Here is a 23763-nt window from a genome sequence, read left to right as displayed (position 1 = left end):
TATTTCATTTAAGGGTGATAAAAAGGTTTTATTTTTGTCTAAAGAAAGAAATCGTATTATCCCTGAAATCTTCAGTTTTGGACGCTGTATGATCAAATTCCGGGGCTTTTGTTCCGTTTTCCAGTATCAGACTTTTATTTTTAATGACAATAGCTTCGTCCCAAAGGTTAGCATTGATAAATTGCTGTAATGTAAAACTGCCGCCTTCAATAATGACAGACTGTATTTGTTCTTTATACAACGCTTCCATAAGATCCGGAAGAAAATGATCTTTGTTGATTTTTATGAATTGAAGATGCCCTTCAGTACTCTCTTTCACAGAATTTAAAACCAGTGTTCTTGCTTCGTTATTGTAAATGTTGAAGGTTTCCGGAACTTTTAAATCAAAGTCAATCAGAATTCTGACAGGATTTGTCCCTTCAGCATTTCTTACTGTAAGACTTGGATTGTCATGCAATGCAGTCTGGGTTCCTACTAAAATAGCATGTTCGTCAGCTCTCAATTGATGAACGAACTGATTGACCAGTGTATTGGAAATAGCAGTCGGTTTAAAATCTTTATCCAAAAAGCCATCACCTGATTCTGCCCATTTTAAAATGATATAAGGTCTTTTCTTTTCATGATACGTGAAAAACCTCTTATTAAGTTCAATACATTCCTTTTCAAGAATTCCTGAAATAGCTTCAATTCCTGCTTCCTGAATGATTTTCTTTCCCTTGCCATTGACTTTATCATGGGAATCCATGGCACCAATAACAACTTTTTTAAATCCTAGTTCTTTGATTCTTAAAGCGCAGGGTGGTGTTTTTCCATAATGAGCACAGGGCTCCAGAGATACATAGATCGTTGATTCCGGGATCAGTTCTTTATTTTTAACCGAATTGATCGCATTTATTTCAGCATGATTTTCTCCTGCTTTATGATGGTATCCTTCACCTATGATTTCCCCGTTGTGTACAATCACACTTCCTACAAGAGGGTTAGGGTAGGTGTTACCCAGGGCTTTCTGTGCCAGTTCGATACATCTTTTGATATAAAGTTCGTCGTTGTTCATATTGTATAAAAAGAAAAAGCGAAGACAAATTGCTTTGCTCCGCCTTTATTTATTTTGTTATCTGTTAATCTCCGCTGATAATGCTGTGGAGATTCTGTTTTAATGTTTCCAGATGAGCTTTCTTCTCATCAATAGTATTGTAAGTATCTCTTAAAAGAGGGTTTTCTCTTGATGGTTTGTTGAAGAAAGAGAGGTTGTTTTCCAGTTTTACGATTTCACCTTCAAGATCTGAAATTTGATTTTTGATCTTTCTTGCTTTGTCAGTAAGCTGGTTTTCAGATAAGCCTTCTTCTTTCAGTTCAAGTTCATTGATTTTGTTTATTTTCAATTTCTCTCTTAAAGTCTTATTGAATTCAGAGTTGATTGAAATTTTATCTCTCGGAACTTTACCGATATTATTCCATGAAGTTTTGATCTGCTCAATTTTTTCGATGCTGCCTTCTTCATTGGAAACCATTTTCAATTCATCAAGAAGAATTTTTTTGTTTTTATAATTCTCTTTCCAATTGTCGGTAGAAGTATTACTTTTCTCTCTGTAATTGTTGAAAAATGCGTTACATGCATCACGGAATTCATCCCAGATTTTATTGGTCATGCTCTTTGGAACGTGCCCGATTTTCTTCCAGTCTTCCTGTAGTTTTTTGAATAACGGAACTGAGATATCCCATTCTTCGTTATTCATATTATCCTGTGCAGTCTGGATCAATTTTAACTTCTCTTCAAGATTAGCCTGCTGAGATCCTTTCAACGATTTATAATAGTTGTTTTTCGTTGTATTGAAAGCTCTTAGTGTTGTTTTAAAATCATTCCAGTTTTGGTTGGAAAGTTTTCTTGGAACACTTCCTGTTTTTAAGAATTCTGAACGAAGATCTTCAACTCTCTTAATGGAATTTTGCCAATAATTGTGATTAGGAGTCTCTGATGGTTCAGAAAGTTTCTTTATTTCAGCAATGATCTCATTTTTCTTTTCAAGATTCACAGTCTGCTCTTTTTCAATAGAAGCAGAAAGTTCAGACTTTCTTTCGTGAATTTTATTGGAAATTTCTTTGAATTCTTCCCATGTTTTCTCACGGAATTCTTCTGAAACTGGTTCAGCCTCTTCTTTCCAAAGTTTATGAAGATATTGAAGCTCATTTAAAGCCTTCTGAATCACGGGTTCATTCTCCAATTCTTTGGCGCGGGCAATGATATGCTCTCTTTTTTCAAGGTTATGGCTGTATTCCTGCTCCAAAAATTCTTTATTCAGATCCAGCATCTGATAAAATTGATTCAGGTGGTGGAAATAATTGTTGTTGAGAATTTTAAATTCAGACTTTGCAACCTGTCCGGCTCTTGACCAGTCTTCTTTGATCTCACGAATGGATTTAAAAAGATTAATTCCTGGTTCAGAACTGGTATATAAATTTTTAAGTCTCTCGATAATGCTTTGACGGTGCTCAAGGTTTTTCTTTTGCTCTTCTTCCTGTCCTTTCTGGAAGTCGTCATGCTTTTCTCTGAAAATATTAACCAATGCGGAATATTTAGTCTGAGAAGGGTGCTCATAACTGAAGTTTTCAGGAGCATTTCCGGCTTCTGCGTATTCATGCTTTTTATCCTCCACTTCATCATGGATGTAATGACTTGCTTTTTCCTTTAACTGGTTGAATCTCTTAAAATTCTCACCGGCATTAGGAGTGTTGATGATTTTTTCCATTTCCTTTAAAGCATCAGTAAGGGAAATTTCCACCTCTTCATGTTCTTCCAGGTGCTCTGCTTCATCTTCATGTGGGATTGCATCATGAGAAACTGTGTTTTCTGATGTGTCCTGAGATACTTCGTTAGGATTTTTCTTTTCTTCGTTTTCAGAAAGATTGTTTTCTGTAGTCATAGCAAATCTTTTATGTGAGTGGCGTTAATATCCTTTAAATATAGCTTTAAGGCCAATTAAAGCACTAATTTATGTTATTTTTTTTGAAAATTCCAAATTTCCCAAGCTTTTTCTGCTTGCTGTTCAAGCATATAATATCCGTTGACAGTTTTTGCTCCTTTTTCAGAGGCATTGATGATGAATTGGGTGTAATTGGGATTGTAGATCAGATCGATCACCAGGTGTTCCGAAGAAAGGCCGTCAAAAGGGAAAGACAGACAGTCTTTAACATTTGGAAAAGTACCTACAGGTGTACATTGAATGATTATTTTGTATTCAGCAACAGTTTCTTTATCAAGATTTTCAAAGTTGATTTCTGTACTTCTTGAAACCGTCACAGAAGGAATGTTATGCTTGTCTAACGCATATTTTACAGCTTTTGCTGCGCCTCCATTTCCTAAGATCAGTGCTTTGTCCTGTGAAGGCTTTTTGTGTAAGAGAAGCGTTTTTTCAAAGCCGAAAGCATCCGTATTATAGCCAGTCTTTTTGCCATTCTGAATAAGAACACAGTTGACAGCCCCTATTTTCTCAGCTTCATCACTTAATTCGTCAAGATAATCAATTATTTTTTCTTTATAAGGAATGGTAACATTGAATCCTAAGAGCTCCGGAGAAGAAAAAAGGTTTTCCACTTCATTGATTTCATTCAGATCAAAAATATCGTAGGAGAAGTTCTTCAGCATGAGCTTTTGGAACTTATTTTCGAAGAATTTTTTAGAAAAAGAATAGGAAATATTTCTTCCTATCAATCCTAATTTTTTATTGGAATCCATAGATCAAAAATAAAAAAAAGACCGGATAAATCCGGCCTTTGGTTTGAAATATTTTTTAATAATTAATCTACAATAAATTTAGTAGAGAAGTTATCTGTTTTTAGGATATAAGTTCCTTTCGTTAATCCTTTAAGGTTGATTTTGTTTGTGTTTTTGAAAGGATTAATGATTGTTTCAATTAATTTTCCTGAAAGATCGTAGATGTCCGCTTTTGAAACTTTGTTAAGGTTTTCTCCTTTTACAAATAATTCATTATTTCTTACCGGGTTAGGGTAGATTGTGAACTGGGATTTGTCTTTTTTAGTTTCAGCAGTTGCTAAAGTATTAAAACATGTCCAGCTCAGATCATCTATGGCAACTCTTTGTGCATTTTGACTTGTAATTGGATTCGTAATTTTGATCACTACATTTCCGCTTACATTGATATTAGGAATGGTTGTTGTCGTTGTTGCATTAGCTGTTCCGCTATAAGGAATGGTACCTACTAGATTTCCGTTTATTTCTACATTTAGAACACCGGCTCCGCTTCCATACTTTAATGCAGTTGTTACTGTTAAGTTCTGGATTCCTCCTGTAAGAGCAGAACTGGTTAAGTTTCCAATTCTTAATGTAATTGCTTTACCATTGATCGTCTCATCAACTCTTGAGTCAACTGCGGTCCATGTTATGCTATTATTGGTCCAGACTCTTGTAGCATAAGCAGGATTTGTAGAAGTTGGTATATTTGAGAAGTCTTCAGTTCCACAGCTTCCTCCTCCGGCAGGTCCGTCAAGAGTAGTTCCTGCTGCGATGTTACTTTGTGGTGAAGTATTTCCAAACGCATCTTTAGCAATTAAATAGAAATTGTATGTTGTAAGTGGAGATAATCCTGTTACTGTAGTAGATGTTGATATACCGGAAACGGTGGATTTTAATACTCCATTTGCATATACGTCATAAGCTGTTACCCCAATATTGTCGGTTGCAGCTGTCCACGTAAGACCCATGGTATTTGAAGTAGGATTGCTGGCAACTAAATTGGTTGCGGCAGTAGGAGCTTCTGTATCAGGAGGGATGTTCGTCCAGATCAAATTAGCATAATTAGGATTGTCGATAAAAGGATTTCGGTTACCCTGATATGTAAAAGATGCATTATTTCTCGCAATTTCTTCCGGAGATACAGGATCCATGGTGTTCCATGCCAGATATTGGTTTAGTGCCCACGGTTGTAACCCTGGAAATGCTACGTTTCCAAGCATTCCACCTGAAGAGAAGCCTTGAAGTTTTTCTTCATATCTTGTTACAAAATAAAGGATCATTCTGGCAACATCTCCTTTAAATGCATCGATAGGTTCAAATACAGTACCTGAATATCCCAAAGAAGCTGAAGTCCCTAGTTTAGAACCATTTTGAGATTGAAATGAAACACTGTTTACGACTCCAAATGGGTAATCTGATCTCATTCCATTGACTTTTCCATCTGTTGCACGGATAAAATTGATGTCTGAAACCATTGGAGATGCTTCATTAAATAAGCTTTGAGGAATGATGTGTTCTCTGTTGTAGCAACTTCCTTCGCCTGAGTAATTCCCACACTGATTGGTAATAGGGGTATAATTATATGGATCCGGACCATTAGGTTTTTCAGAATAGATGTCTAGAATGGTACCATCATTTTCGTAGAAATAATCACGATCCGTAGTAAGGTAACCTGTCCATAAGCCTCCATATCCATGATCCTGATGTCCAGCTGTAATAATGTTCTTTAATGCAGTTTTAAGAGCTGGGCCAGTCAGCCCGTTAGCAGCATTGTAGTATCCTGCAGGGGCTTGTGCTGAAGTGTTGATAAATATAACACTTAATAGAAAAAAAGATAAAATTCGTTTCATTTTTTTAAATTGGGGCGTAAAGGTACAAAAAAATGAAAACGAGATATATTAATTTAATGTAATATCATAATCCTATGATATTAGCTTTTAGTAAGATATTCTCTACTTATTTTTGAAAAGAACCATGAAATAGTGATTCCAAAGATGGAAGCTGTAAGTGCTACGATAAGATAATTTTTTCCTACAATTTTTACCGGGAATGGAAGAACTTCATTGGCTCTGAAGAACTCTGTATACAGCTGGAAATAGCAAAGTGCTGTTCCCAGGATCAATCCGGTAATTACTCCGGAAATCACAATAAGTATTCCGGTGTAGAAATAGGTCATTCTTAGATGGCTTAAAGGGAAGCCAAGTGATATTAATGATTTTGCCTGTTCTTTTTTATCAAGCTGAAGGATGATGATCGCTCCTGCAAGATTGAAGGTCGTAATGAAAATAACCAGTGCAAAAATCAGGTAGATAAAAAGTTTTTCAGTGTTGATCATTTTCCAGAAAGCGGCATTTTCTTCTTCCTTGGTTTTGATCTCAATATTTTTTCCCAGAGAAGAAAGCAGGTTTTGTTTTATAGCATCTGCATTCTCTGGATTTTTTAATTTAATAACGATTTGGTAAGCCGATTTTTTGGGCAGGCTTAGCAATTCCTCGGTAAGTTCAATAGGAGAGATGATGTAGTTATCCAGTTGATCTTTTCCAGGGAAAACACCTGTTACCGAAATATCTCTTTTATTATAGATGTCTTCTTCCTTATTGATGATCCCTGTTCCCGGTTTGGGCATAAAGACCGTTGCATAATGATTGGAAGAATCTACAGGAATAGAAAGTCTGTTGTCCAGGCTGTTTTCCATCAAGACTTCATTAGAATATTTGAAGCTGGGATATGTTCCGTAGAAAACATCTTTATTGATTGGGTTTACTTTCACATAAGCAGAATCTACCCCTCTTAAATAGGCAATATCTCCTTTCCCATTGAAGCTGATATACACTTTTTCTTCAATAACCCGGGAGAAGCTGCTTACTTCTTTATTGCTTTTTAAAACCGAATTAACCTGTTCCAGGTTTTTAATAGTTTTCCCTGCAGAACTTTTTAAAGTCAGATCTGCATGGAGATTGGAAATAAGATCTTTGTTCAGTTCTTCCAATCCGGAAAAAACGGAAATAATGACGAACATTGCAGCCACAGCAACCGTCATGGCACCTACAGCCAGCCACGTAATGAACGTAACGGCAGTACTGCCTTTTTTAGCCAAAAGGTATCTGGATGCTATGTAAAATGCAATATTCTTCAAGATCTATAAAACAGGATTGTCGCCTTCGCCTCTTAATTCTCTTTCCAGTTTTTCAACATCATCAAGAGCTGTATCCAGATAAAAGTTAAGCTGTGGAATAATACGTACCTGTTTTGCCATTTTCTGGCCAATGAAGTTTCTGTATTGAGGTTTGTTTTCTTCAATCTCCTTCATCACAGCGCTACGGAACTCCTGAGGGAAAATGCTTAAATAAATTTTAGCGATTCCTAAGTCGGCAGTTACTTTTACGTCTGAAACAGATACCAATATGCTCTGTTTGCTGTCTGAAGCCTGTTTGCGGAAAAGTTCTGCGAAGTCTTCCTGAATGATCTGTGCTACTTTTCTTTGTCTGTTACTTTCCATAATTTCTGCAAATTTAGTACTTTTGTTTGAATTGATACTTTGAAATTCGACTGCAGTATCAAATTTACGATTTAATTATATTTATTAGTATTTATGAAGCTAGAACATATTGGTATTGCCGTAAAGTCTTTAGGCGTTTCTGATGAACTTTTTGCCAAGTTATTAGGAAAAGAATCCTATAAAAAAGAAACTGTAGAAAGAGAAGGCGTGGTAACGTCTTTTTATGAAACCGGAGAAAGTAAAATTGAGCTGTTGGAAGCCAGTAATCCTGAAAGTCCGATCTCAAAATTTATCGATAAAAAGGGCGAAGGCATCCATCATCTGGCATTTGGGGTTGAAAATATCCTGGAAGAAGTGAAAAGATTGAAAAAAGAAGGATTTCAGTTTATCTCCGAAGAACCGAAAGAAGGTGCTGATAACAAATTAGTTGTCTTCCTACACCCGAAATCTACAAACGGTGTGCTGGTAGAACTTTGCCAAGAAAAGCGATAAAAAATTTTGTAGTAAAAGAAATTTTGCTATTTTTGCAAACACAAAATTTAACCAAGTTTTGAGGTCCTATAGCTCAGTTGGTTAGAGCACCTGACTCATAATCAGGTGGTCCCTGGTTCGAGCCCAGGTGGGACCACAGAGACTGGAAAACAGTTAAAATCAACTGAACACAGTTAAACGTAAAATCCTTGTATTCATAAGTAATACGAGGATTTTTTTTGTATATTTACTTTCAGGATTGTTCAATTATATTCATGAAATAGTGTCCCCTTTAGTGTCCCCAATGTAAATTAAAGTGTCCCCTAAACGTAAATACTATGAAAATTAACTTTTACCTAAAAGAGCCGAAATCAATAAAAGATTCATTAGTTCTAGTTACAATCAGCCTGAATGGAAAAAGACCCAAATTTTCCACCACCTTACAAATCACTCCTAAATACTGGAATGGAAACAACCAGAGAATTAAAGCAAATGCCCCTAATGCATTAAACTTTAATAAAATACTAAATACGATAGAGTCTAAAATACTGGATTTGTACACAAAGAGCTTTGTGGAGAATGATAAATCGAAGGCAACCAAATTTTTTGATGAGGTTAGGACTTATCTAGCTGGGAAATTTGAAAACTCTGAAACTGATTTGACAGTTGATAAAGCATTTGAAAAGTTTTTAGAAATAAAAAAGGGTGTGCTTAAATTTCAAACCGTAAAGGCTTATACAACTGTTAGAAATCATTTAAAATCTTACTCGTCTATCATTGGCAAAAAAGATTTATTATTTGATGATTTAGACGAGAGGTTTTTTGATGGTTTTAAAACTTACTTACAAATGACCTGTAAGCAGAAAACAAATACAAGGTCTAAACAAATTAAAAACATAAAGGCTTTTTTAAAATTCATGTATAGTAGAAAGTACCATACCAATAAAATTTATGAAACCTTAGAAAGAGAGCATGAAAAGGGGCAGTTCGTAGATTTTATAGAAAAGGATTTTGAAAAAGTATTTAATCTTGACCTTAGTAGTAATACTCATTTAGACATAACCCGTAGATTATTTTGCATTAGTTGTCTAACAGGATTAAGACATTCAGACGTTTTAAATATAGATTATAAAAGCATAAAGGAAGGTAAATATCATTTCAAAAACACTAAAAAGAACAGACCTGATATAATTGCAATGTCAAGTAAAGCCGTTTCCTATATTAAGGAATTTAATAACCTTTACAGAGTAGGTAAAGGATATACCAACCAGACGAGCAATAAGCATCTAACAAAAATCCTTATAAAAGCTGAGGTAAACAATGAATTTCTTATTTATGAGAAAGATTATAAAGGAGAAATAATTGCAATTACGAAACCTTTATACGAATGGATTACCTTTCATTATGGCAGAAGGTACTTTATTATTGGATGTCTTAACAAAGGTTTACAACCCCTTGAAATCATGCAAATTACTGGACATGAGGACTTTGGTGTTTTTCAAAATTATGTACAGTTTGCTGATAATGATTCGGTTGAGAAATTGAATAAAGCTTGGGATTGATTCTATAAAATAACCTTTAGTGACATTAAAGTTAAAAGCCTTTCTTTAGTTTTAAGAAGGGCTTTTTTGTTGATTAAAATAAATCTTGAAAACTTTTTAGCTCTATCCGTATATTAGAGGCAGGTATTAAACTTTAAATTTTTCGGAGGGGGTGCAACAAAAATGAAGGTGGAGGGGGGGATGCTATCTATATAACTACTGGAACGGTATATAAATGAGGTTTTCACATTCTGACTAAATCAAAATTCTTATAATTTTTTTATAGCAACTTACAATCAGTTTAATACAATATAAAAAAAATATTATAGTTGCCAATTGATTTAAGATGTAGAAATGAATTGTCATAATTATGTCTCTTTGCATATATTACTATCACGAACATCATATAAATTTTTAATACATTTGAAAAAACTATAAAATATGGATATTCAGAATCTTTTCAAGAAAATTAAGATAGAGCCTAAAGTGATGGGAATTGAAACCATGTTCAGTAACCAAAGAAGACTTGAAAAGACAAATTATAAACCGTCGTACCAAAGAAATTATGTATGGGACAATGAAAAAGCCACCTATTTCATTGAAAGTATTATTTTAGGAACAGAAATTCCTCCTTTAATTTTTTTTAAAACACATGACTACATTGAAGTTATTGATGGTAGACAAAGATATGAGACAATTTATAACTTTGTTAAAGTTGACAGTAAACAAAAGTTGACCCAAACAGGTCTTTATATATTTGAAGACTTAAAAAATAAGAAATTCCAAGATTTAGACCCTGAAATTAGAAATGCTTTCTGGGATACTAAATTAAGGCTGATTGAATTTAGTTTTATTGATGAAAGCAATGTTGACTTACAAGAAGTAGTTAAAAGGGAAATATTTAAACGTTATAATACAGGTATTACACCACTGAAATCTACGGAGATTGATAAAGCCAAGTTTTTAGAAAATGAGTTGAATTCTTATTTCAAAAAGAATATCGAAAACAATAGAAAGCTTTATGACACGATAAAAGATATTTTTTATTATGATAATTCAAGTATTGAGGTTATACTAAAAGAAATCAGAAAGCTTTTGGTAATTAGTTATATACCTATAAATTATTATTCAAACAAAAAAGACAAAGTTTTAAATAAGTTCTATGAATTTCATTATGAAGAAAATGAAGTGGATTGTGAAGAGGTTTTTAGTGATTTCACTAATAAACTAAACTATCTAGAGCAAGTTAAAATCTTATTAAAGAAAAATAATGTAATAACCAACAGACTTATATTTGAGTGCTTATATTGGGCTATCAGTATTGCACAAAGAGAATATCCAAACATCAACTTTGTTTTAGATTTATCTAAAAAGGAAAATCTTAATAAAGCTGTTAATTTTATAAGAATAAATATAGAGGATTTTAAAACAGAGAGACATTCTTTTGCATCAGAAATAATTACTAGATATAGTACAATAGCTACTTTTTTCACTGATTTATATAATATAAACTTTACTGATTATCTTAAAAATAATAATAAGTTCAAAGAAGAAAATAAAAATATAGATAATAGTAGAGTAAAAATTAACACTAATACACTTGAGAAATTTGAATCTTTGAGACTGAATAAACCAGATGCAACATCAATAACAATTGAAGATGTTATTCAGCAAATGAAGAGCAACAGATTTTTAATTAGACCTCCTTATCAAAGAGAAGAAGTAATTAATCAGGTAAAATCCTCATCTATTATAGAAAGTATATTATTAGGTATTAAACTTCCACCGATATTTGTGTTTAAAAGAAATGATGGAGTTTCTGAAGTAATTGATGGGCAGCAGCGACTTTTGTCAATCTTAGGATTTATGGGTAAAAAGTATGCAAACGAAAAAGGAAATTTAGTTGAATCAAAAAAGAATTTATTTTCTCTGAATCTTAAAAATGGAATTTTAAAAGATTATGACAAAAAAAGATTTGCTGACCTTCCGAAACATGAGCAAGACAAAATATATGATTTTGATTTGTGGATAATTGAAATTAAGGAAAAAGACAATAAATATTTTGAACCGATAGATTTATTTTTAAGATTAAATTCAAAACCATTCCCAATTAAAGAGAACACTTTTGAGATGTGGAATTCATATATTGATAGAAAGATTATTGATAGAATTAAAGAAGTTTCCCATAAAAATGAAAAGTGGTTTTATTTACGGAAGAATAACAAGAGAATGGATAATGAGGGGCTTATAGCTAGTTTCTGTTATTTATATCATAAATATCAAGAGTCTACAAAAACCTACAAAGGCATATCTAACTTCTTAGAAATATTTCTATCTGGGGACAAGATTCAAGTTAGAATTAATCCTAAAAGCAATATTACTAATTTATTGGAGAAGCATGATAGTATAGAAAAACTGGTAAGTCAAGTAGATTTCTTTGAAAATACATTCTTAGAAACATTGAATAAAATTCTGGATGTTGATAAAAGAGAATTAAGTGAAGAATTAGATAACTTAATTTCTTCTGAAAATATCCGAACTTTTAATAAATTCTATTTATTATGGCTGTTGATAGTAAATTGTAATGCTGAGTGTTTGACCCTGAATACTAGTGAAACTAAAAAAGATATTAATAATATAATTAATGATGTTAATAGCTTAGGCTCATTGAATTTATTTGAAAATAAGGTAAAAGAATTTTGGGAAAAATATAATACTAATACAAAATGATAGAAAAATTTAGCCATTACCTGCCTTTAAAAGATGAAGAATTTAGTAGTGTTTTTCAAGAGGCTTATTTTGTTTTGGATACTAATGTTTTAATTAATTTTTATAGATATTCAGAAAATACTACAAATCAATTTTTTGAAATTTTAGAGAAATTAAAGGATAGAATTTATTTACCCTACCAAATTGGTAATGAGTTTTACACGAATAGATTAAATGAAATTAGTGCTCAAAAAAATTCGTATAAAGAAATGATAGATAAAATTACGAATATAAAGCAGGAATTTGAGAACAAAAATAGAAATCCATTTTTAAGTAATGAAAATCTATCTTTGTTTGATACTATCATTCAAGAACTAAAGAAAAAAGAAGAAGATTATAATGGTCTTAAAAAGGAAGATAAAATTCTATATAGAATAAACTCAATCTTTCAAAATACTGGTGATGAATTTTATAACTATGAGAAAATTTTCAGTTTAGGAAAAAGCAGATATAGAGATAAAATTCCTCCAGGATATAAGGATGATGATAAACCTATTGAAGTACAAAAATATGGTGATTATATTATTTGGACTGATATATTAGAAAAATCAAAAACAGAAAATAAGCCTTGTATTTTTATTACCGATGATAATAAAGAAGATTGGTGGTTGCAAGATAAAAACAAAAATATAATAGCTCCAAGACCAGAGCTAAGAAAGGAATTTTTGAAAGAAACGGGACAAGTTTATTATTCATATCAGCCATTCAATTTTCTTGATATAATTCAAAAGTATGTTAATATAGAGTTAGAAGAATCTGTTTTTGAAGAAGTTAAAAGTAATTCATTAGAGAAAAAGTCTAAGGTATTTGTGTTTATTGATACTAAGTATGTATTAGCAAGAAATGATAGTGATTTTATGGAGTTTGTTCATAAAATGTCGGAAATAGGATATTCTTTAAATATAGATTTGATGGAGAGTAATGGTGAAGGCTATGTTTATAAGGTGGTAGCAGAATTACCAGAGATTTATGATATTGAAAGAAGGTATATGGATTATTTTAGGCTTTATGCTGAAAGCTTTTCGGTTAAAGTTTTGGATAGTAATGATTTGCAGAATTATATTTGGAGTTAAGTATTGTCAAAGGTCAAAAATAAACTCTACAATAATTTTATGAAAATAAACTTTAAAACAATTTGTAACACGACAACTTTTGTCGTGTTCTTCTTTTACATTTGTGCAAGCTTATAATAGATGCAAGCTTATATAAATTTAGTCTAAAATTTATATTGTAATACACAATTCAATGAAATTTTGTAAACTTGTAAACCCTCATTCACACAAAAAATTATTTCTATGATGAAAAAACTACAGTTTTTGCCTTTGCTGTGTATAAGTATTTATGGATTGGGGCAAATTCCCACTTCCCAAGCCTCTACTCCAAGTAGTCTGGGTAACTTTTCAAATCCAAATTATGGCAGTCAAAGGATTTCACAGATTCAGCAACAGAATGCAAAAATGATGGAATAGGATTTTAGTAAAGTTGCTCAGGAACACGAACTAAGAAATAAGTAGGAGAACTATTACAGACAATAAAACCTAGAAGATTTTTATTATAACCTGTCATCATTTTCAGGAAAAGTAGGGACACAATCTTATTATGATGCTTACAATCAATTACCCTCATTTAATACTGACAATTTGGATTATGTTCTGATTCCGGAAGGTGTCTATAAAGAGTAGTTGAGGAATATAAAAGAGGAAGCCAACAGACTAATAAGTGAAGTCAATAAAAGATTGGTTTACCTTCCTATTTGAGAAGCATGTGAATGCAATAAATAAAAGATTTAATAATGAATAATTTAAAAATGTGTTTTTCACATTCTGGATACAACCAGAGTTCCAACCATATGTTTTAATAATAACTTTAAATGAGTTTTAATACGACACGTTTTGTCGTTACCCCTATATATCTTTGTAAAAGAAATTTAAAATATGGGGAAAACACCTATATGGTTAACCCTTAATTTTTGGTAATATTGCCACTCATCAATTTAAATAAACACATACTATGGAAAAAACTTAAGAAGAATCTCAGCTCTTATTAGAGCCAGCTCACTTAATTAATAGGAATGTATATACTTCTACTATAGAAGATGAAACACTTCTATTTCGTACAAACACAATAATTTTAATTTACACTCAAATGAAAAAAAAATTTATTTCGAGGTTACTTTCCCTAGTAACCATCATGGTCTTGTTATGTTCTTGTAGGAATGAACTCTTAACAGAGCAAGAAACTCACAACAACAGCAATCAATTCAGACCAACATCTAAAACAATTCGTTTAGAACAAAGTAAACACAAATTAGTTCTTAAAACTGAATTACAAAAAGTACAAAACAATTTACAAGAACTCAAAACTAATGCATCAGGTAAGACCGTTGATTATGCAAACGGTGTCTCCATTGACACAGACAATGTAACTTACATTGAATCTGGACCTACTTTCCACACTTACACATTTAATTTGGTTCGAGAAAATACATCTGAAAATGCACCTTTAGAAAATCTAGTGTTATCTTCTTTACCTGACGGAAGCTATAAAGAGCTTTTAGTAACATACAATTTTACACAACAGGAAAAACTTGACCTGCTTGCAGGAAAAGGAGTGAAAACAGCTGGTAGAGCTACTGCTATTGAACTTGCAAAAGGAACTTATGGAGGAGTGATTTCTAATAGAAGTATGGGAGTTGCTGAATCTTGTTCTTATAAAAGTGTAGATATGTACTTCTCTTGTTATACAGGAGACCATCATTCAGGTAATGAAACTAGATGGGGAGAGTGCAACTGGAAAAGTGAAGGAGGTTACTCAGCTCAACACATCACAGTGGTAGCATTAGTTTGTACAGCAGATACAAGTCTGGGAATTGATGGTGCACCAGGAGGAGGTGATATTGGACCCACTACAGGCTTAGGAGGTGGTACAAATACTCCAACAATTCCAACTCTTAGTAGATTCTTTTTTTATGCTAAAAAACTTCCAGTAGATTTAAAAACTGTTCTTTATGATACAGCAAATACTGAGTTTTATGATACTTTCAAAGCTTTTTTTGATTTAAACGGAGGAAGTATAGAATCACAAAATTTTATTACACTGTGTTTACAGGCTAATCTGCCAAGTACTATAACTCCAGCCCAGTTTAAAAAGTTTTTCCTTGACGGTTATACATTAGATTTTCACAATAAACTTTCTCAACTTTCAGTATCAGAGATTCAAGATTATCTAGCTATCAACCTAGAGATTGAAAACTCTCCCTATGACGAGGAAAATGTAAAAGAGACCAACGAAGCATTTGTTTCATTTACTGCCAATGCAGATATTGATAATATGACTGAGGCACAAATGGAAACTGTTCTTACTCAATGTTGCCCTTCCATTATTATTGTTCCTCAAGCCTTCATCAATGAAAAAACTAAACTAACCATTGCTAATTATTCGGCATTAAGAAAACTTTACCCAGACTGGAGTATGGCAAAATGTCTTTGGGAGGCTACAAGAGACACAATTCAGTTACTTTTAGATATTGGAGGGACTGTTCCACTAATAGGTGAAGTTTGTGATATTACAAACGGTGTAATATATACGATGAACGGAGATAAGGTAAATGCTGCATTGAGTTATGCATCTGCAATTCCTTTAGCTGGTTGGGGAGCAAGTGCTTCTAAATTTGCAGTAAGAACTGTACATTTAGCAAATGGTGCAAAAACTACACTAAAGTTTTTGAGAAGAGCTGATAATGTCGTAACTTTCGGAAACAGGGCTCAATTAAGAAAAGTATTGGGAATGTTAAAAGGTGATTTGAGGCAGGCTCATCATATTATCCCTTGGGAAGTATATGATAATCCAGCTATTCAAAAAGCAGCTCTTTCATCTAATGCTTTTCACCTTAATGAAGTTCTTAATGGTATTCCCTTAACTAATGCTGTACATAATGGAAGTCACTCTAAATATACGATTAGGATTCAGCAATATTTAAATGCTATTCCATCAAATTTACCACCAAATCAAGTATATGACGAAGTTATTAAAGTGATTGAGAGAGTAAGAACAGCAATTAAAAACAACCCTAATACACCAATTAATCAACTTATATTTTAGAATGAAATACTATATAATTCAAGAAAGTTTAAATTTAAAAATTGTTGGGTCTTTTCCACAAACAAACGATGCAAAGCATAATTGTGATATTTGGAGTGAACCAAAATTTATTGAGCATCAGGAGTTAAATAAACTTGATTTTATACCTATAACATCAAATGCAATTTTACGAGCAAAATCAAAGTTGACAGACTTGATTTCTACATCTGGAATAGGATTTACAAGAAAACTTTTAGTAAGTGGTAAATTAAAGTCTATTATTGAATTACATGCAAATCCTGATGTACAATATTTTGAAGCTCCAATAATTCATAACAATAATTTTATAAGTGATTATTATGTATTATATGTTAATAAAGCAGGATTTGAGTTTTTAGATTTTGTAAACTGTGATTTTTATTTGATGGATGGTCTTTTTGATGAAAAACAAAAATTAACGGTCAATAATTACGAAGATTTTTTAATGCAATTAAAATCAATAGAAGTAAAAGGCTGGCCTAATAACATGAAAATAAAAAAGATTAAGATAATTGAAGGAGCTGTAAACTTTCTTGCATTAAAAAATGTTGAAGGTGGTATTCAATATCTTGTTTCAGAGACTTTGAAAAATGAAATTGAGGATGCAGGATGTACAGGAATAGAGTTTCAACCATCAGAATTAAGTTATAATGAATGGACAATTTCGGGTGGAGAACGAGAAAGAATATATGGAAAGTCTTAAAATTATATAATTAAAGAGTAGGTTTTAATCTACTCTTTTCTTTACCAATAATAGTATTTTAAAGATTAATTGTGTATCAAATCTAAGTGTAAAAGATAAATATACTATCACTCATTATTGAGTGTTGATTGTTCTGGTGGTACCACTTCATGTGTAGCTTTATAGAAATAAAGTGAAAATACAATTACAGGGATAGTTCCGGCAATGCAAATATAAAAACCTAATTCCGAACACTTGAATTTTAAAGCCCAGCAAAGCATAGCCATCATGAGGCAATAAACAATTAATGAAGTTGAACAGAGTAGTGCAATATAATTGTTAATTATTTTGTAACTACGACTATTATAAATTTCTCTTGACTTTAGTTTGATGCCTTGTCTGTAGGGATAAAGCATAATTAAAATTGTAATTATTGAGCAAAGTACGTTAAAGTAATCAATTGTTTTCATGTCTGTTTTTATTTAGAAATTAGTAAAACTAATTTACATGAAAAATAGATAAAAAATTCAATCTGCCTTTTGGATTTAATAAAGTGCTGGAAATCAATTTATTGACATGTGTATCATTAGCCTTTTGTGATTACACTAATGTATATAATAAAAATTTCCTCTCAAAACGAGGAAATTTCTATTTAAAAAAACACTGTAAAGGGTCTAAGCTTGTCTTTCGATTTATAAAGAATTTTTATTTGTAATAACAGCTTTATAGTTTGGGTGTGTTCTGGTAAATCTCAACAACTCCTCAAAATACCTGTCATATCTCCTGTTCAGTGGAATCATCATTATAAAATCTTTCAATTCACCGTTAGTAAACTCATCAAATCTTTTTTCCAGAGTATCACCCAGTGATTCTCCTATAAGTTCTTTAAGATGAGGGTTTATAAAATAATTAATATTGAATTTGGCTGATTTGCTACAATTTAAACCTACCTTTGCAAAAGGAGTTACAAATTCCTCTACTCTGGCAGTATTTTTCCAATTTCTGATGTCAGTAAAATCACACTCAATTCTGGTTCTTAAATATTCGACCCCTAAATAGCCTTGAATTTCTATTAAAAATCCTTTAATGTTGTCGTAGTATTCCCTTGTGTTTTCGTTCGATTTTTGAGCCTCTAAAGTAGCGAATTTGACAAGTTTTAGATTGTGGTAGTTATCTTCAAAAATAGGGATAAACATTTCTGAATCTAAATCAGGTATATTTCTTTTCATTTCCAGAAACTCATAAACTACAAGTTTCTCAATATCACCAGTTGTAAAGCCACATTTCCTCAGTAGTGTTCGATTTTCCTGAATTTCGTTACGGGTTGGATAAACCTTGTTACTCGTTATATTTCCCTTTTTATCAATCCCATTCCAAGCCAAATAATCCAAAATGAGTTTTTGAAATGGTGTATAATAATGATAGTTTACAGGAGGAAATACATCACATTGCTGTTCTGGCATTGGAAGTAGCCAGTTATGGATTTTGTCATAAAATCTAGTTCCTGTCATAATTGTTTGGTTTTCTCTGACTGGTTACAATTGCTCCAATTATACCAATCCCAACAAATAAGATAACAATAATAAGAACCGTTGTATTATCAGTATTGGTATTTTGTTTCTTTTTGTCAATGTCTTTCCTGATATATGAGCCATCGGGCTGAATGTCATAATACTTGTCTACATCAACTTTTTCACCTTTCCATGATGGGGTTTTGTCTTCATAGGAAGCAAAAGGGTCAACATCTCCGTTTTGGCTGGTGTTACTCTGAGCATTTCCAGTATAAAGTACACCCAATAAGCAAGCTGTAAATAAAAATTTTCGTTTCATGTTCGTTTTGTTAACGGTTATTCTTTATCTAAAAAGAAAGGAGTACTACCAACCCATTGAATCTTTGTATCACTGATTTTCTTGAATTTATATTGACCTGAAGAAGCTCCTGCTGTTATTGTAAACTCATAGTAATAGTCAGAAGTCTGTTCTACTACCTTAGCTGGTTGCCCTGTACTGGCTGTTTGCTCTAAAACAGCTTTATAGCTAGTGTAAGGACTAACTAAAATAAAATCATCATTAGTAAACTTGAAATAAGTTGTTGATGTATTAGAAATTTTCCAACTGCCTTGAATCCATGCAGGAGGGTGAAAATATTGAGTTGTTACAGGATTGTTTTGTTGTGGTGTTGTGGTGTCATCGTTGCCAGAACAGTTAACGAAAGAAATAGCTACTAAAGCTATAAGAAATAAATGTTTCATATAAATTGAATTTTATTGTTCATAATCTGAGATATAAACAACAAAAAAAGTGAGGCACTTATCCGTGTTAGTAATACAAGCTCGGCAAAGCTTTGACACATAACAGGAAAGCCCTCACCATTATATGGCAAGGAGCTAAACTGTTTGCATTTTGTGTCAAATTTGAATTTTGCCGATTCGTATTACAATTGCAAAAGTTTTCTCTTTTTTTCGTTGAAGTAGGACAAAGGTATTAAATCAAACTGAATGTTTAATTCTATTTCTTGTAAAATAACTCTTTGTGTTCTTTCAGAATGATTAATCCTCAATTTTATGAGGATTACTTAATGCTGGAATCCAGCAACGGTAAAATTCCTGAGAAATTGACCCTTTAGTTCTAAAAGGTTTATTCAATAGAAACAGAAGGCTTCAAACCAGTAAAATCAAAAATACTTTCAATCATAATCCTTTTGACTTCATTGGTATGTTCTGGAATTGTCAGAATAGAGTCATGAATAGTATAAATAGGAATGTTTTTATTAAACTCCTTTATCTTGGTGACTGTAATGTCCAAAATAGCTTCTGCTTCGAGGTTTTGAAGTAGGAGGGCTAGGGTATTATGGTTTTTGGATTTGATGGTTTCTATCACTTTGTAAATGGTTGGAAACTGTTCTCTAAACCATTTTTTCTCGGGGGTATAGTGGTTGTTTTTTGAAAATAAAATCTCAAAAGCAATAGGCTTCATTAAGTCCTTTGGGTTATCAAACCTGACATAGTTAACTTTCTTACTTTTATAATCATATTCCATTTTGATATAGTAGTCCCTCAATCCTTTTTCTTTCATCAATCGTTCACCTAAAACTTTGTAAAACGTGCCTGATACTACCAAATCATGAAAACTCTGAAACTCCTTATTACAGAGGCTTACAGAGGATAGTTCTAAGATAATACTAGACTCTGTTTCTGTATCTTGTAGTTTTCTATTCTTAATCTTATGTAATAATACTAATAGAAAGAAAATTTGGGAGTTGTTAATATCAATGTTTTGGAGGCTATGTCCATCGTATTTTAGATATTTTCTCAACTCCCTATTCATGTTGGTTAGGTTGGTATGCAGTCTTTTGTCCTTGCTGTGGCAAACAAACCATTTATAGCCCTGTTCAAGGTTGAAAATAGTGTTTTCCATCCAAAGTCTTGATTTTGAAAACTCCGTGTTTTGCAGTTCTTGCCTTGCTCCTGTGGCATCAAAAGTGAATTTTTTATCATTGTACCATTTCCATAAGTGATGATATTTTTGTTTTGCAGATGAGAAAACTCTGGCTTTTAGGGTTTTTTTTATCTTTGTACTTGTAACTATGTGGATTTCAGGTGTCTCGAAATCATGCCACTTTTCATTGAGCTTGAAAAGGTTGCAATGCCCCTTTGTTTCATGGGTGGAGTAGAAGAGTTTGTCTATAATTTCCTTTTTTACAAATAGGTCAAGGTGCTTGTTATAGCCTTTTCCTGCATTCTTTTCCAGAATCCTTGAGGAAAGACTAAGGTAGTCCCCATCTTGAAAATCCTTTCCAAAATAGCTAAAAATGATTAGATTTAGGAGGTACAAAGCCATATCAACTTTGAATTTAAAAGGGTGTTCCAGCTTGGAAAGTTCACATACTTTTTGTTTAATATTTTGTGGTATTAGTAATTTCATTTTGTGCATAGTGTTTCTAATGATGTGAAAACATCATTTTAAGGGTTTTGTAATTCTTTTAAGAGTTTGTTAAGAAAAAAAGACATAGCATTGGCTGTACAAAGTGCTTCACTATGTCTTTTTTGTTAACCTAAATTTGGGTAAAATATTGATTTCCAATTATTAGGAAGTAGAGAAGAATTACCATTAAAAATGGATTTTCTCATACTGGAAACCAATAAAGGAACTCCACAAAAGTGGGTTTTGATGTTGTACTTTAATTGATGGGAGTCATGGCTCCATTAATAATACAGTCTGTTTTTCAATCCTAAAGACTTTCATTCCATCTTTGTTAGTCCAGTTGAAATACCTCTGAATGGAGTTACCTAATACTGAATTCTTTTCGGACACTCTCAATTTAATGTTATCAATGTTCTTTTTCATTTGGATTGGTTTTTAGTACTATTTGTACAAAAAAATTTAATATATCTCCCTTTGTGAATAATGGGCACATGTCAGATGAGGTGAGCTTGTTTATCTTTTTGTATTGATAAAGCATAGTTCTTCCTTTTTTTAAGATGTCTTCTAAATCATCAAGAGTTAGTAGTTGATTGTTGTCGAATTTCATTGTCTTATTTATTTTATTAGTTAATGTTTTGTAAATAGCTACTGCTTTGTTGCTATTTTAGTTAACTACAGCACTTCTATGCATTTGTTAATGGTTAATTGATTTTTAGTGATTCTGTTAAAAAAAATTCCACATCTTCCATTCTAAATAGTGGACTTTTTCCACACATTCCGTAAGGAATAAGTTTGCCCTCTTTTCGATATTGCCATATCATAGTTCTTCCTTTTTTTAAAATCTTTTCTAAGTCATCTAGTGTAAGAAGTTCTTCATTCTTAAAGTTCATAATTGTATAATGTTTTTATTGTTAAACTTGCAAATAGCTATTGCTGTATCGTAATTACAGTGCAAGTATACACACATTTTTATGACACCATCAATACAGTGTTATTGTGGTGTTATGTATGAGTTATAAAAATTAACAAACTTTAGTATTTACTCGACTAAAATAATTTTATGTGAAACCGAAGAAGGTTCTTTTCGTGTAAGGTAATTTTTAATACTGTCATCTTTTGGAAAATCAAACTTGCCCCTCCATTTAAACATAAAATGTTGTTGTATGAATTTCCCTGATATAGATTTTGGGGTTAATATTTTTCCTTCTTCATGCATTTGTCTGAAAAAATAGATAACAGAATTAGCAGCACATGAAAATTCTATAGGTTCTTTAATATGAGCTCCCTTTAAAAGTTGTATCAAATTATCTTTTGATTTATTATCAAGAGTGTGTATTACAATAGAGTTGATAAATCTATCCAAATATTTTTCCTGAATTTTTGGGCTAAATTTTGATTTATTACTATCAATGGGTAAATCAATATGATTGGTTGACTCTTCAACTGGTCTATCAGAAGGTAATATCAACGAAACATTTTTAAAAACCATTAATCTGATTTCGGATTTTATTAGATTGTCGTTATCTTCCAAAGTTTTTTTATTGGATAAGCAACTAGCAACATAAAAATTTCTTTCATTAAATGTTCTAAGAGCCCTCATAAAATTACAATCCCATAGTGTATTGGGTTCAATGTCCAAATTTAACTCATTAGAATGCTCAATTCCTATTTTACCTATTCTTTCAAAATTACGATAGGCTTCTTCCTGCCATGCATTAGCCTTTTCACTTGCTCTAGCTTTGTTAGCTTCTATAAGCTCTGTTATATCAATATTGATTAATTCCTGTAACTGTATTAAGAAATTGTCAAGTGGTGAGTTTTGTCGATATGCTTCATGAAATAACTTAGTGAAGCTAAAAATGGTAATAAGCTTTTTCAATAGAATGATTTTGTTGTCTCTTACAAAATAAGTAAATTTGTTGAAACAAAAAGGGATAGATTTATTAAAAGTGTACTCTATAGTGTCCACTGTTATAAATTTTATTTTTGTATATAATTGATAATCTATTTATTAGAAATACAAGCATGTAGTCCAGGTGGGACCACATAAAATCAGACACTTACAGAAATGTGAGTGTCTTTTTTTTATTGTAGTGCAAGGATTCAAATTATCATTTGTCATGAATAAATTGATAGACCAAGTTTTTCCTTAATCGTTTATTTTTATAGGATGAACTTTATTTACTCTATAAAAACGGTATAAATGATCATAGATTACCATTTCGAATAATCTCTGATTAGAAACAAATAGTCTATTAATATGCATGTGGAAAATGCTCTGGAAGAGATCTTCTATCGGAATTTTTAATGAATTATCGTTTTTTAATTCTAGAATTTTTTCAAGCTTTGGTTTAATTTCTAAAATATTATTTTGTATTAGATCTCTTATGCTTTCATATTCTTCGGAGATCATAAACTCAACGTATCCAGGATAAAACTCATTATACTTTTTCTTTAACTGATTATTTAAGTTTTTATCTGCGTTGAATTCTTTTTTGAATGCCTTTTCAAAATTCTTTATACATTCTGTTTTCTCTTCAGCAGAAAGGGGTAATGCTGTTAAAAGATGATCAATATAAAACAGAGAAACCATCATTTTTTCTTCGTCATTATATTCCAAAAAATTCAAAATCAATTCGCTGCTTTTAAAAAAAAATTCTTCCGCATATTCTATGGTATTGTCACCGTAGCGTTCAAGTTCTCTGGAGTAAGTTTCTATGATGACAGCAGAGACTTCCCCTGATTCCAGATACTCCTTAAATAATGAATTGATCCTTTCTAAAATGCTGCCGTAGTCATTTTGATTGTTAATGTGTAGCCTTACCCGTAAATGAGATTTAGGATCATTATATCGTATAAAAAACCATTTTCTAATGAGATTCTGATGTTGTAATTGTTCAACGAATGGTTCTAAAACTTCTTGTAAAATAATATCTGAAGTTTTGACTCCGGTGTAAAGCTTAAAATAAAGCCACTCGCTTCCTGGGTGAAATTTTCTCGTTACCAT

General features: G+C 31.9%; 21 protein-coding genes and 1 tRNA gene. 8 read left to right on the top strand and 14 right to left on the bottom strand.

Annotation, left to right across the window (positions count from 1 at the left end; genetic code table 11):
- Positions 1–28: 28 nt before the first annotated feature.
- The 6 genes from ribD to rbfA all read right to left on the bottom strand — a co-directional run bounded on the left by ribD (position 29) and on the right by rbfA (position 7250).
- A complete protein-coding gene (gene ribD, locus C1634_RS16070) occupies positions 29–1054 on the bottom strand; it encodes a bifunctional diaminohydroxyphosphoribosylaminopyrimidine deaminase/5-amino-6-(5-phosphoribosylamino)uracil reductase RibD (RefSeq protein WP_103234084.1) in 1026 nt (341 codons plus the stop codon).
- A gap of 64 nt (positions 1055–1118) precedes the next feature.
- Positions 1119–2921: a DUF349 domain-containing protein gene (locus C1634_RS16065; RefSeq protein ID WP_109738743.1), complete on the bottom strand. Its 1803-nt coding sequence runs from the start codon at positions 2919–2921 to the stop codon at positions 1119–1121.
- A 74-nt stretch (positions 2922–2995) separates the two neighbouring features.
- Positions 2996–3733 carry a shikimate dehydrogenase family protein gene (locus C1634_RS16060; RefSeq protein ID WP_103234721.1) on the bottom strand — a complete coding sequence of 246 codons (738 nt, stop codon included), beginning with the start codon at positions 3731–3733 and terminating at the stop codon, positions 2996–2998.
- 62 nt (positions 3734–3795) lie between these two features.
- Positions 3796–5601 carry an endonuclease gene (locus C1634_RS16055; protein WP_103234720.1) on the bottom strand — a complete coding sequence of 602 codons (1806 nt, stop codon included), beginning with the start codon at positions 5599–5601 and terminating at the stop codon, positions 3796–3798.
- 80 nt (positions 5602–5681) lie between these two features.
- On the bottom strand, positions 5682–6887 hold the full coding sequence (locus C1634_RS16050; protein WP_109738742.1) for an ABC transporter permease: 1206 nt from the start codon (positions 6885–6887) through the stop codon (positions 5682–5684).
- A 3-nt stretch (positions 6888–6890) separates the two neighbouring features.
- Entirely contained in the window at positions 6891–7250 is a 360-nt protein-coding gene (gene rbfA, locus C1634_RS16045; protein ID WP_103234718.1) for a 30S ribosome-binding factor RbfA, read from the bottom strand.
- 93 nt (positions 7251–7343) lie between these two features.
- Here rbfA and mce point away from each other — a divergent pair, with 93 nt between their 5' ends.
- From mce to C1634_RS16010, 8 genes are all read left to right on the top strand, one after another.
- Complete coding sequence (gene mce / locus C1634_RS16040; RefSeq protein ID WP_103234717.1) at positions 7344–7742, top strand: methylmalonyl-CoA epimerase; 399 nt, start codon at positions 7344–7346, stop codon at positions 7740–7742.
- A gap of 62 nt (positions 7743–7804) precedes the next feature.
- A tRNA-Ile gene (locus C1634_RS16035) sits at positions 7805–7878 on the top strand.
- A gap of 181 nt (positions 7879–8059) precedes the next feature.
- Positions 8060–9283, top strand: coding sequence for a site-specific integrase (locus C1634_RS16030; RefSeq protein WP_109738741.1), 1224 nt, complete (start codon positions 8060–8062; stop codon positions 9281–9283).
- Positions 9284–9703: 420 nt separating this feature from the next.
- Entirely contained in the window at positions 9704–11992 is a 2289-nt protein-coding gene (locus C1634_RS16025; RefSeq protein WP_103231365.1) for a DUF262 domain-containing protein, read from the top strand.
- Entirely contained in the window at positions 11989–13104 is a 1116-nt protein-coding gene (locus C1634_RS16020; RefSeq protein WP_103231366.1) for a PIN domain-containing protein, read from the top strand. The genes C1634_RS16025 and C1634_RS16020 overlap by 4 nt, the downstream gene beginning before the upstream one ends.
- Positions 13105–13326: 222 nt before the next feature.
- Positions 13327–13500 (top strand): hypothetical protein, encoded by a 174-nt coding sequence (locus C1634_RS26075; RefSeq protein ID WP_165835340.1) that lies wholly within the window; start codon positions 13327–13329, stop codon positions 13498–13500.
- Positions 13501–14176: 676 nt separating this feature from the next.
- Positions 14177–16132 (top strand): AHH domain-containing protein, encoded by a 1956-nt coding sequence (locus C1634_RS16015; RefSeq protein ID WP_103231367.1) that lies wholly within the window; start codon positions 14177–14179, stop codon positions 16130–16132.
- Between the two features lies 1 nt (position 16133).
- Positions 16134–16853 carry a hypothetical protein gene (locus C1634_RS16010; protein WP_103231368.1) on the top strand — a complete coding sequence of 240 codons (720 nt, stop codon included), beginning with the start codon at positions 16134–16136 and terminating at the stop codon, positions 16851–16853.
- A gap of 671 nt (positions 16854–17524) precedes the next feature.
- On the opposite strand, the gene C1634_RS16000 is transcribed toward C1634_RS16010, so the two are convergent.
- From C1634_RS16000 to C1634_RS15965, 8 genes are all read right to left on the bottom strand, one after another.
- A complete protein-coding gene (locus C1634_RS16000; RefSeq protein WP_103231369.1) occupies positions 17525–18343 on the bottom strand; it encodes a hypothetical protein in 819 nt (272 codons plus the stop codon).
- Complete coding sequence (locus C1634_RS15995; protein ID WP_103231370.1) at positions 18330–18662, bottom strand: hypothetical protein; 333 nt, start codon at positions 18660–18662, stop codon at positions 18330–18332. Before C1634_RS15995 ends, C1634_RS16000 begins: the two co-directional genes overlap by 14 nt.
- Before the next feature lie 17 nt (positions 18663–18679).
- Positions 18680–19084 carry a hypothetical protein gene (locus tag C1634_RS15990; RefSeq protein ID WP_103231371.1) on the bottom strand — a complete coding sequence of 135 codons (405 nt, stop codon included), beginning with the start codon at positions 19082–19084 and terminating at the stop codon, positions 18680–18682.
- 385 nt (positions 19085–19469) lie between these two features.
- Positions 19470–20756, bottom strand: coding sequence for a hypothetical protein (locus C1634_RS15985; RefSeq protein WP_123921478.1), 1287 nt, complete (start codon positions 20754–20756; stop codon positions 19470–19472).
- A 270-nt stretch (positions 20757–21026) separates the two neighbouring features.
- Entirely contained in the window at positions 21027–21179 is a 153-nt protein-coding gene (locus C1634_RS26070) for a hypothetical protein (protein ID WP_165835339.1), read from the bottom strand.
- A 278-nt stretch (positions 21180–21457) separates the two neighbouring features.
- Positions 21458–21646, bottom strand: a complete 189-nt coding sequence (locus tag C1634_RS15975) for a helix-turn-helix transcriptional regulator (protein WP_103231373.1) — start codon at positions 21644–21646, stop codon at positions 21458–21460.
- A gap of 149 nt (positions 21647–21795) precedes the next feature.
- On the bottom strand, positions 21796–22635 hold the full coding sequence (locus C1634_RS15970; protein ID WP_103231374.1) for a hypothetical protein: 840 nt from the start codon (positions 22633–22635) through the stop codon (positions 21796–21798).
- 270 nt (positions 22636–22905) lie between these two features.
- On the bottom strand, positions 22906–23763 hold the full coding sequence (locus C1634_RS15965) for a thiopeptide-type bacteriocin biosynthesis protein (protein WP_103231375.1): 858 nt from the start codon (positions 23761–23763) through the stop codon (positions 22906–22908).

Origin of the sequence: Chryseobacterium viscerum, from assembly GCF_002899945.2 — a bacterium.
GTDB lineage: Bacteria > Bacteroidota > Bacteroidia > Flavobacteriales > Weeksellaceae > Chryseobacterium > Chryseobacterium viscerum.
Note: the sequence above shows the minus strand (reverse complement) of the source record. Positions and strands in the feature narration are given on the sequence as shown.

Coding starts and splice junctions, on each gene's coding strand:
- ribD (WP_103234084.1), bottom strand. CDS start 1,054: ATGAACAACGACGAACTTTATATCAAAAGATGTATCGAACTGGCACAG.
- C1634_RS16065 (WP_109738743.1), bottom strand. CDS start 2,921: ATGACTACAGAAAACAATCTTTCTGAAAACGAAGAAAAGAAAAATCCT.
- C1634_RS16060 (WP_103234721.1), bottom strand. CDS start 3,733: ATGGATTCCAATAAAAAATTAGGATTGATAGGAAGAAATATTTCCTAT.
- C1634_RS16055 (WP_103234720.1), bottom strand. CDS start 5,601: ATGAAACGAATTTTATCTTTTTTTCTATTAAGTGTTATATTTATCAAC.
- rbfA (WP_103234718.1), bottom strand. CDS start 7,250: ATGGAAAGTAACAGACAAAGAAAAGTAGCACAGATCATTCAGGAAGAC.
- mce (WP_103234717.1), top strand. CDS start 7,344: ATGAAGCTAGAACATATTGGTATTGCCGTAAAGTCTTTAGGCGTTTCT.
- C1634_RS16030 (WP_109738741.1), top strand. CDS start 8,060: ATGAAAATTAACTTTTACCTAAAAGAGCCGAAATCAATAAAAGATTCA.
- C1634_RS16025 (WP_103231365.1), top strand. CDS start 9,704: ATGGATATTCAGAATCTTTTCAAGAAAATTAAGATAGAGCCTAAAGTG.
- C1634_RS16020 (WP_103231366.1), top strand. CDS start 11,989: ATGATAGAAAAATTTAGCCATTACCTGCCTTTAAAAGATGAAGAATTT.
- C1634_RS26075 (WP_165835340.1), top strand. CDS start 13,327: ATGATGAAAAAACTACAGTTTTTGCCTTTGCTGTGTATAAGTATTTAT.
- C1634_RS16015 (WP_103231367.1), top strand. CDS start 14,177: ATGAAAAAAAAATTTATTTCGAGGTTACTTTCCCTAGTAACCATCATG.
- C1634_RS16010 (WP_103231368.1), top strand. CDS start 16,134: ATGAAATACTATATAATTCAAGAAAGTTTAAATTTAAAAATTGTTGGG.
- C1634_RS16000 (WP_103231369.1), bottom strand. CDS start 18,343: ATGACAGGAACTAGATTTTATGACAAAATCCATAACTGGCTACTTCCA.
- C1634_RS15995 (WP_103231370.1), bottom strand. CDS start 18,662: ATGAAACGAAAATTTTTATTTACAGCTTGCTTATTGGGTGTACTTTAT.
- C1634_RS15990 (WP_103231371.1), bottom strand. CDS start 19,084: ATGAAACATTTATTTCTTATAGCTTTAGTAGCTATTTCTTTCGTTAAC.
- C1634_RS15985 (WP_123921478.1), bottom strand. CDS start 20,756: ATGAAATTACTAATACCACAAAATATTAAACAAAAAGTATGTGAACTT.
- C1634_RS26070 (WP_165835339.1), bottom strand. CDS start 21,179: ATGAAAAAGAACATTGATAACATTAAATTGAGAGTGTCCGAAAAGAAT.
- C1634_RS15975 (WP_103231373.1), bottom strand. CDS start 21,646: ATGAACTTTAAGAATGAAGAACTTCTTACACTAGATGACTTAGAAAAG.
- C1634_RS15965 (WP_103231375.1), bottom strand. CDS start 23,763: ATGGTAACGAGAAAATTTCACCCAGGAAGCGAGTGGCTTTATTTTAAG.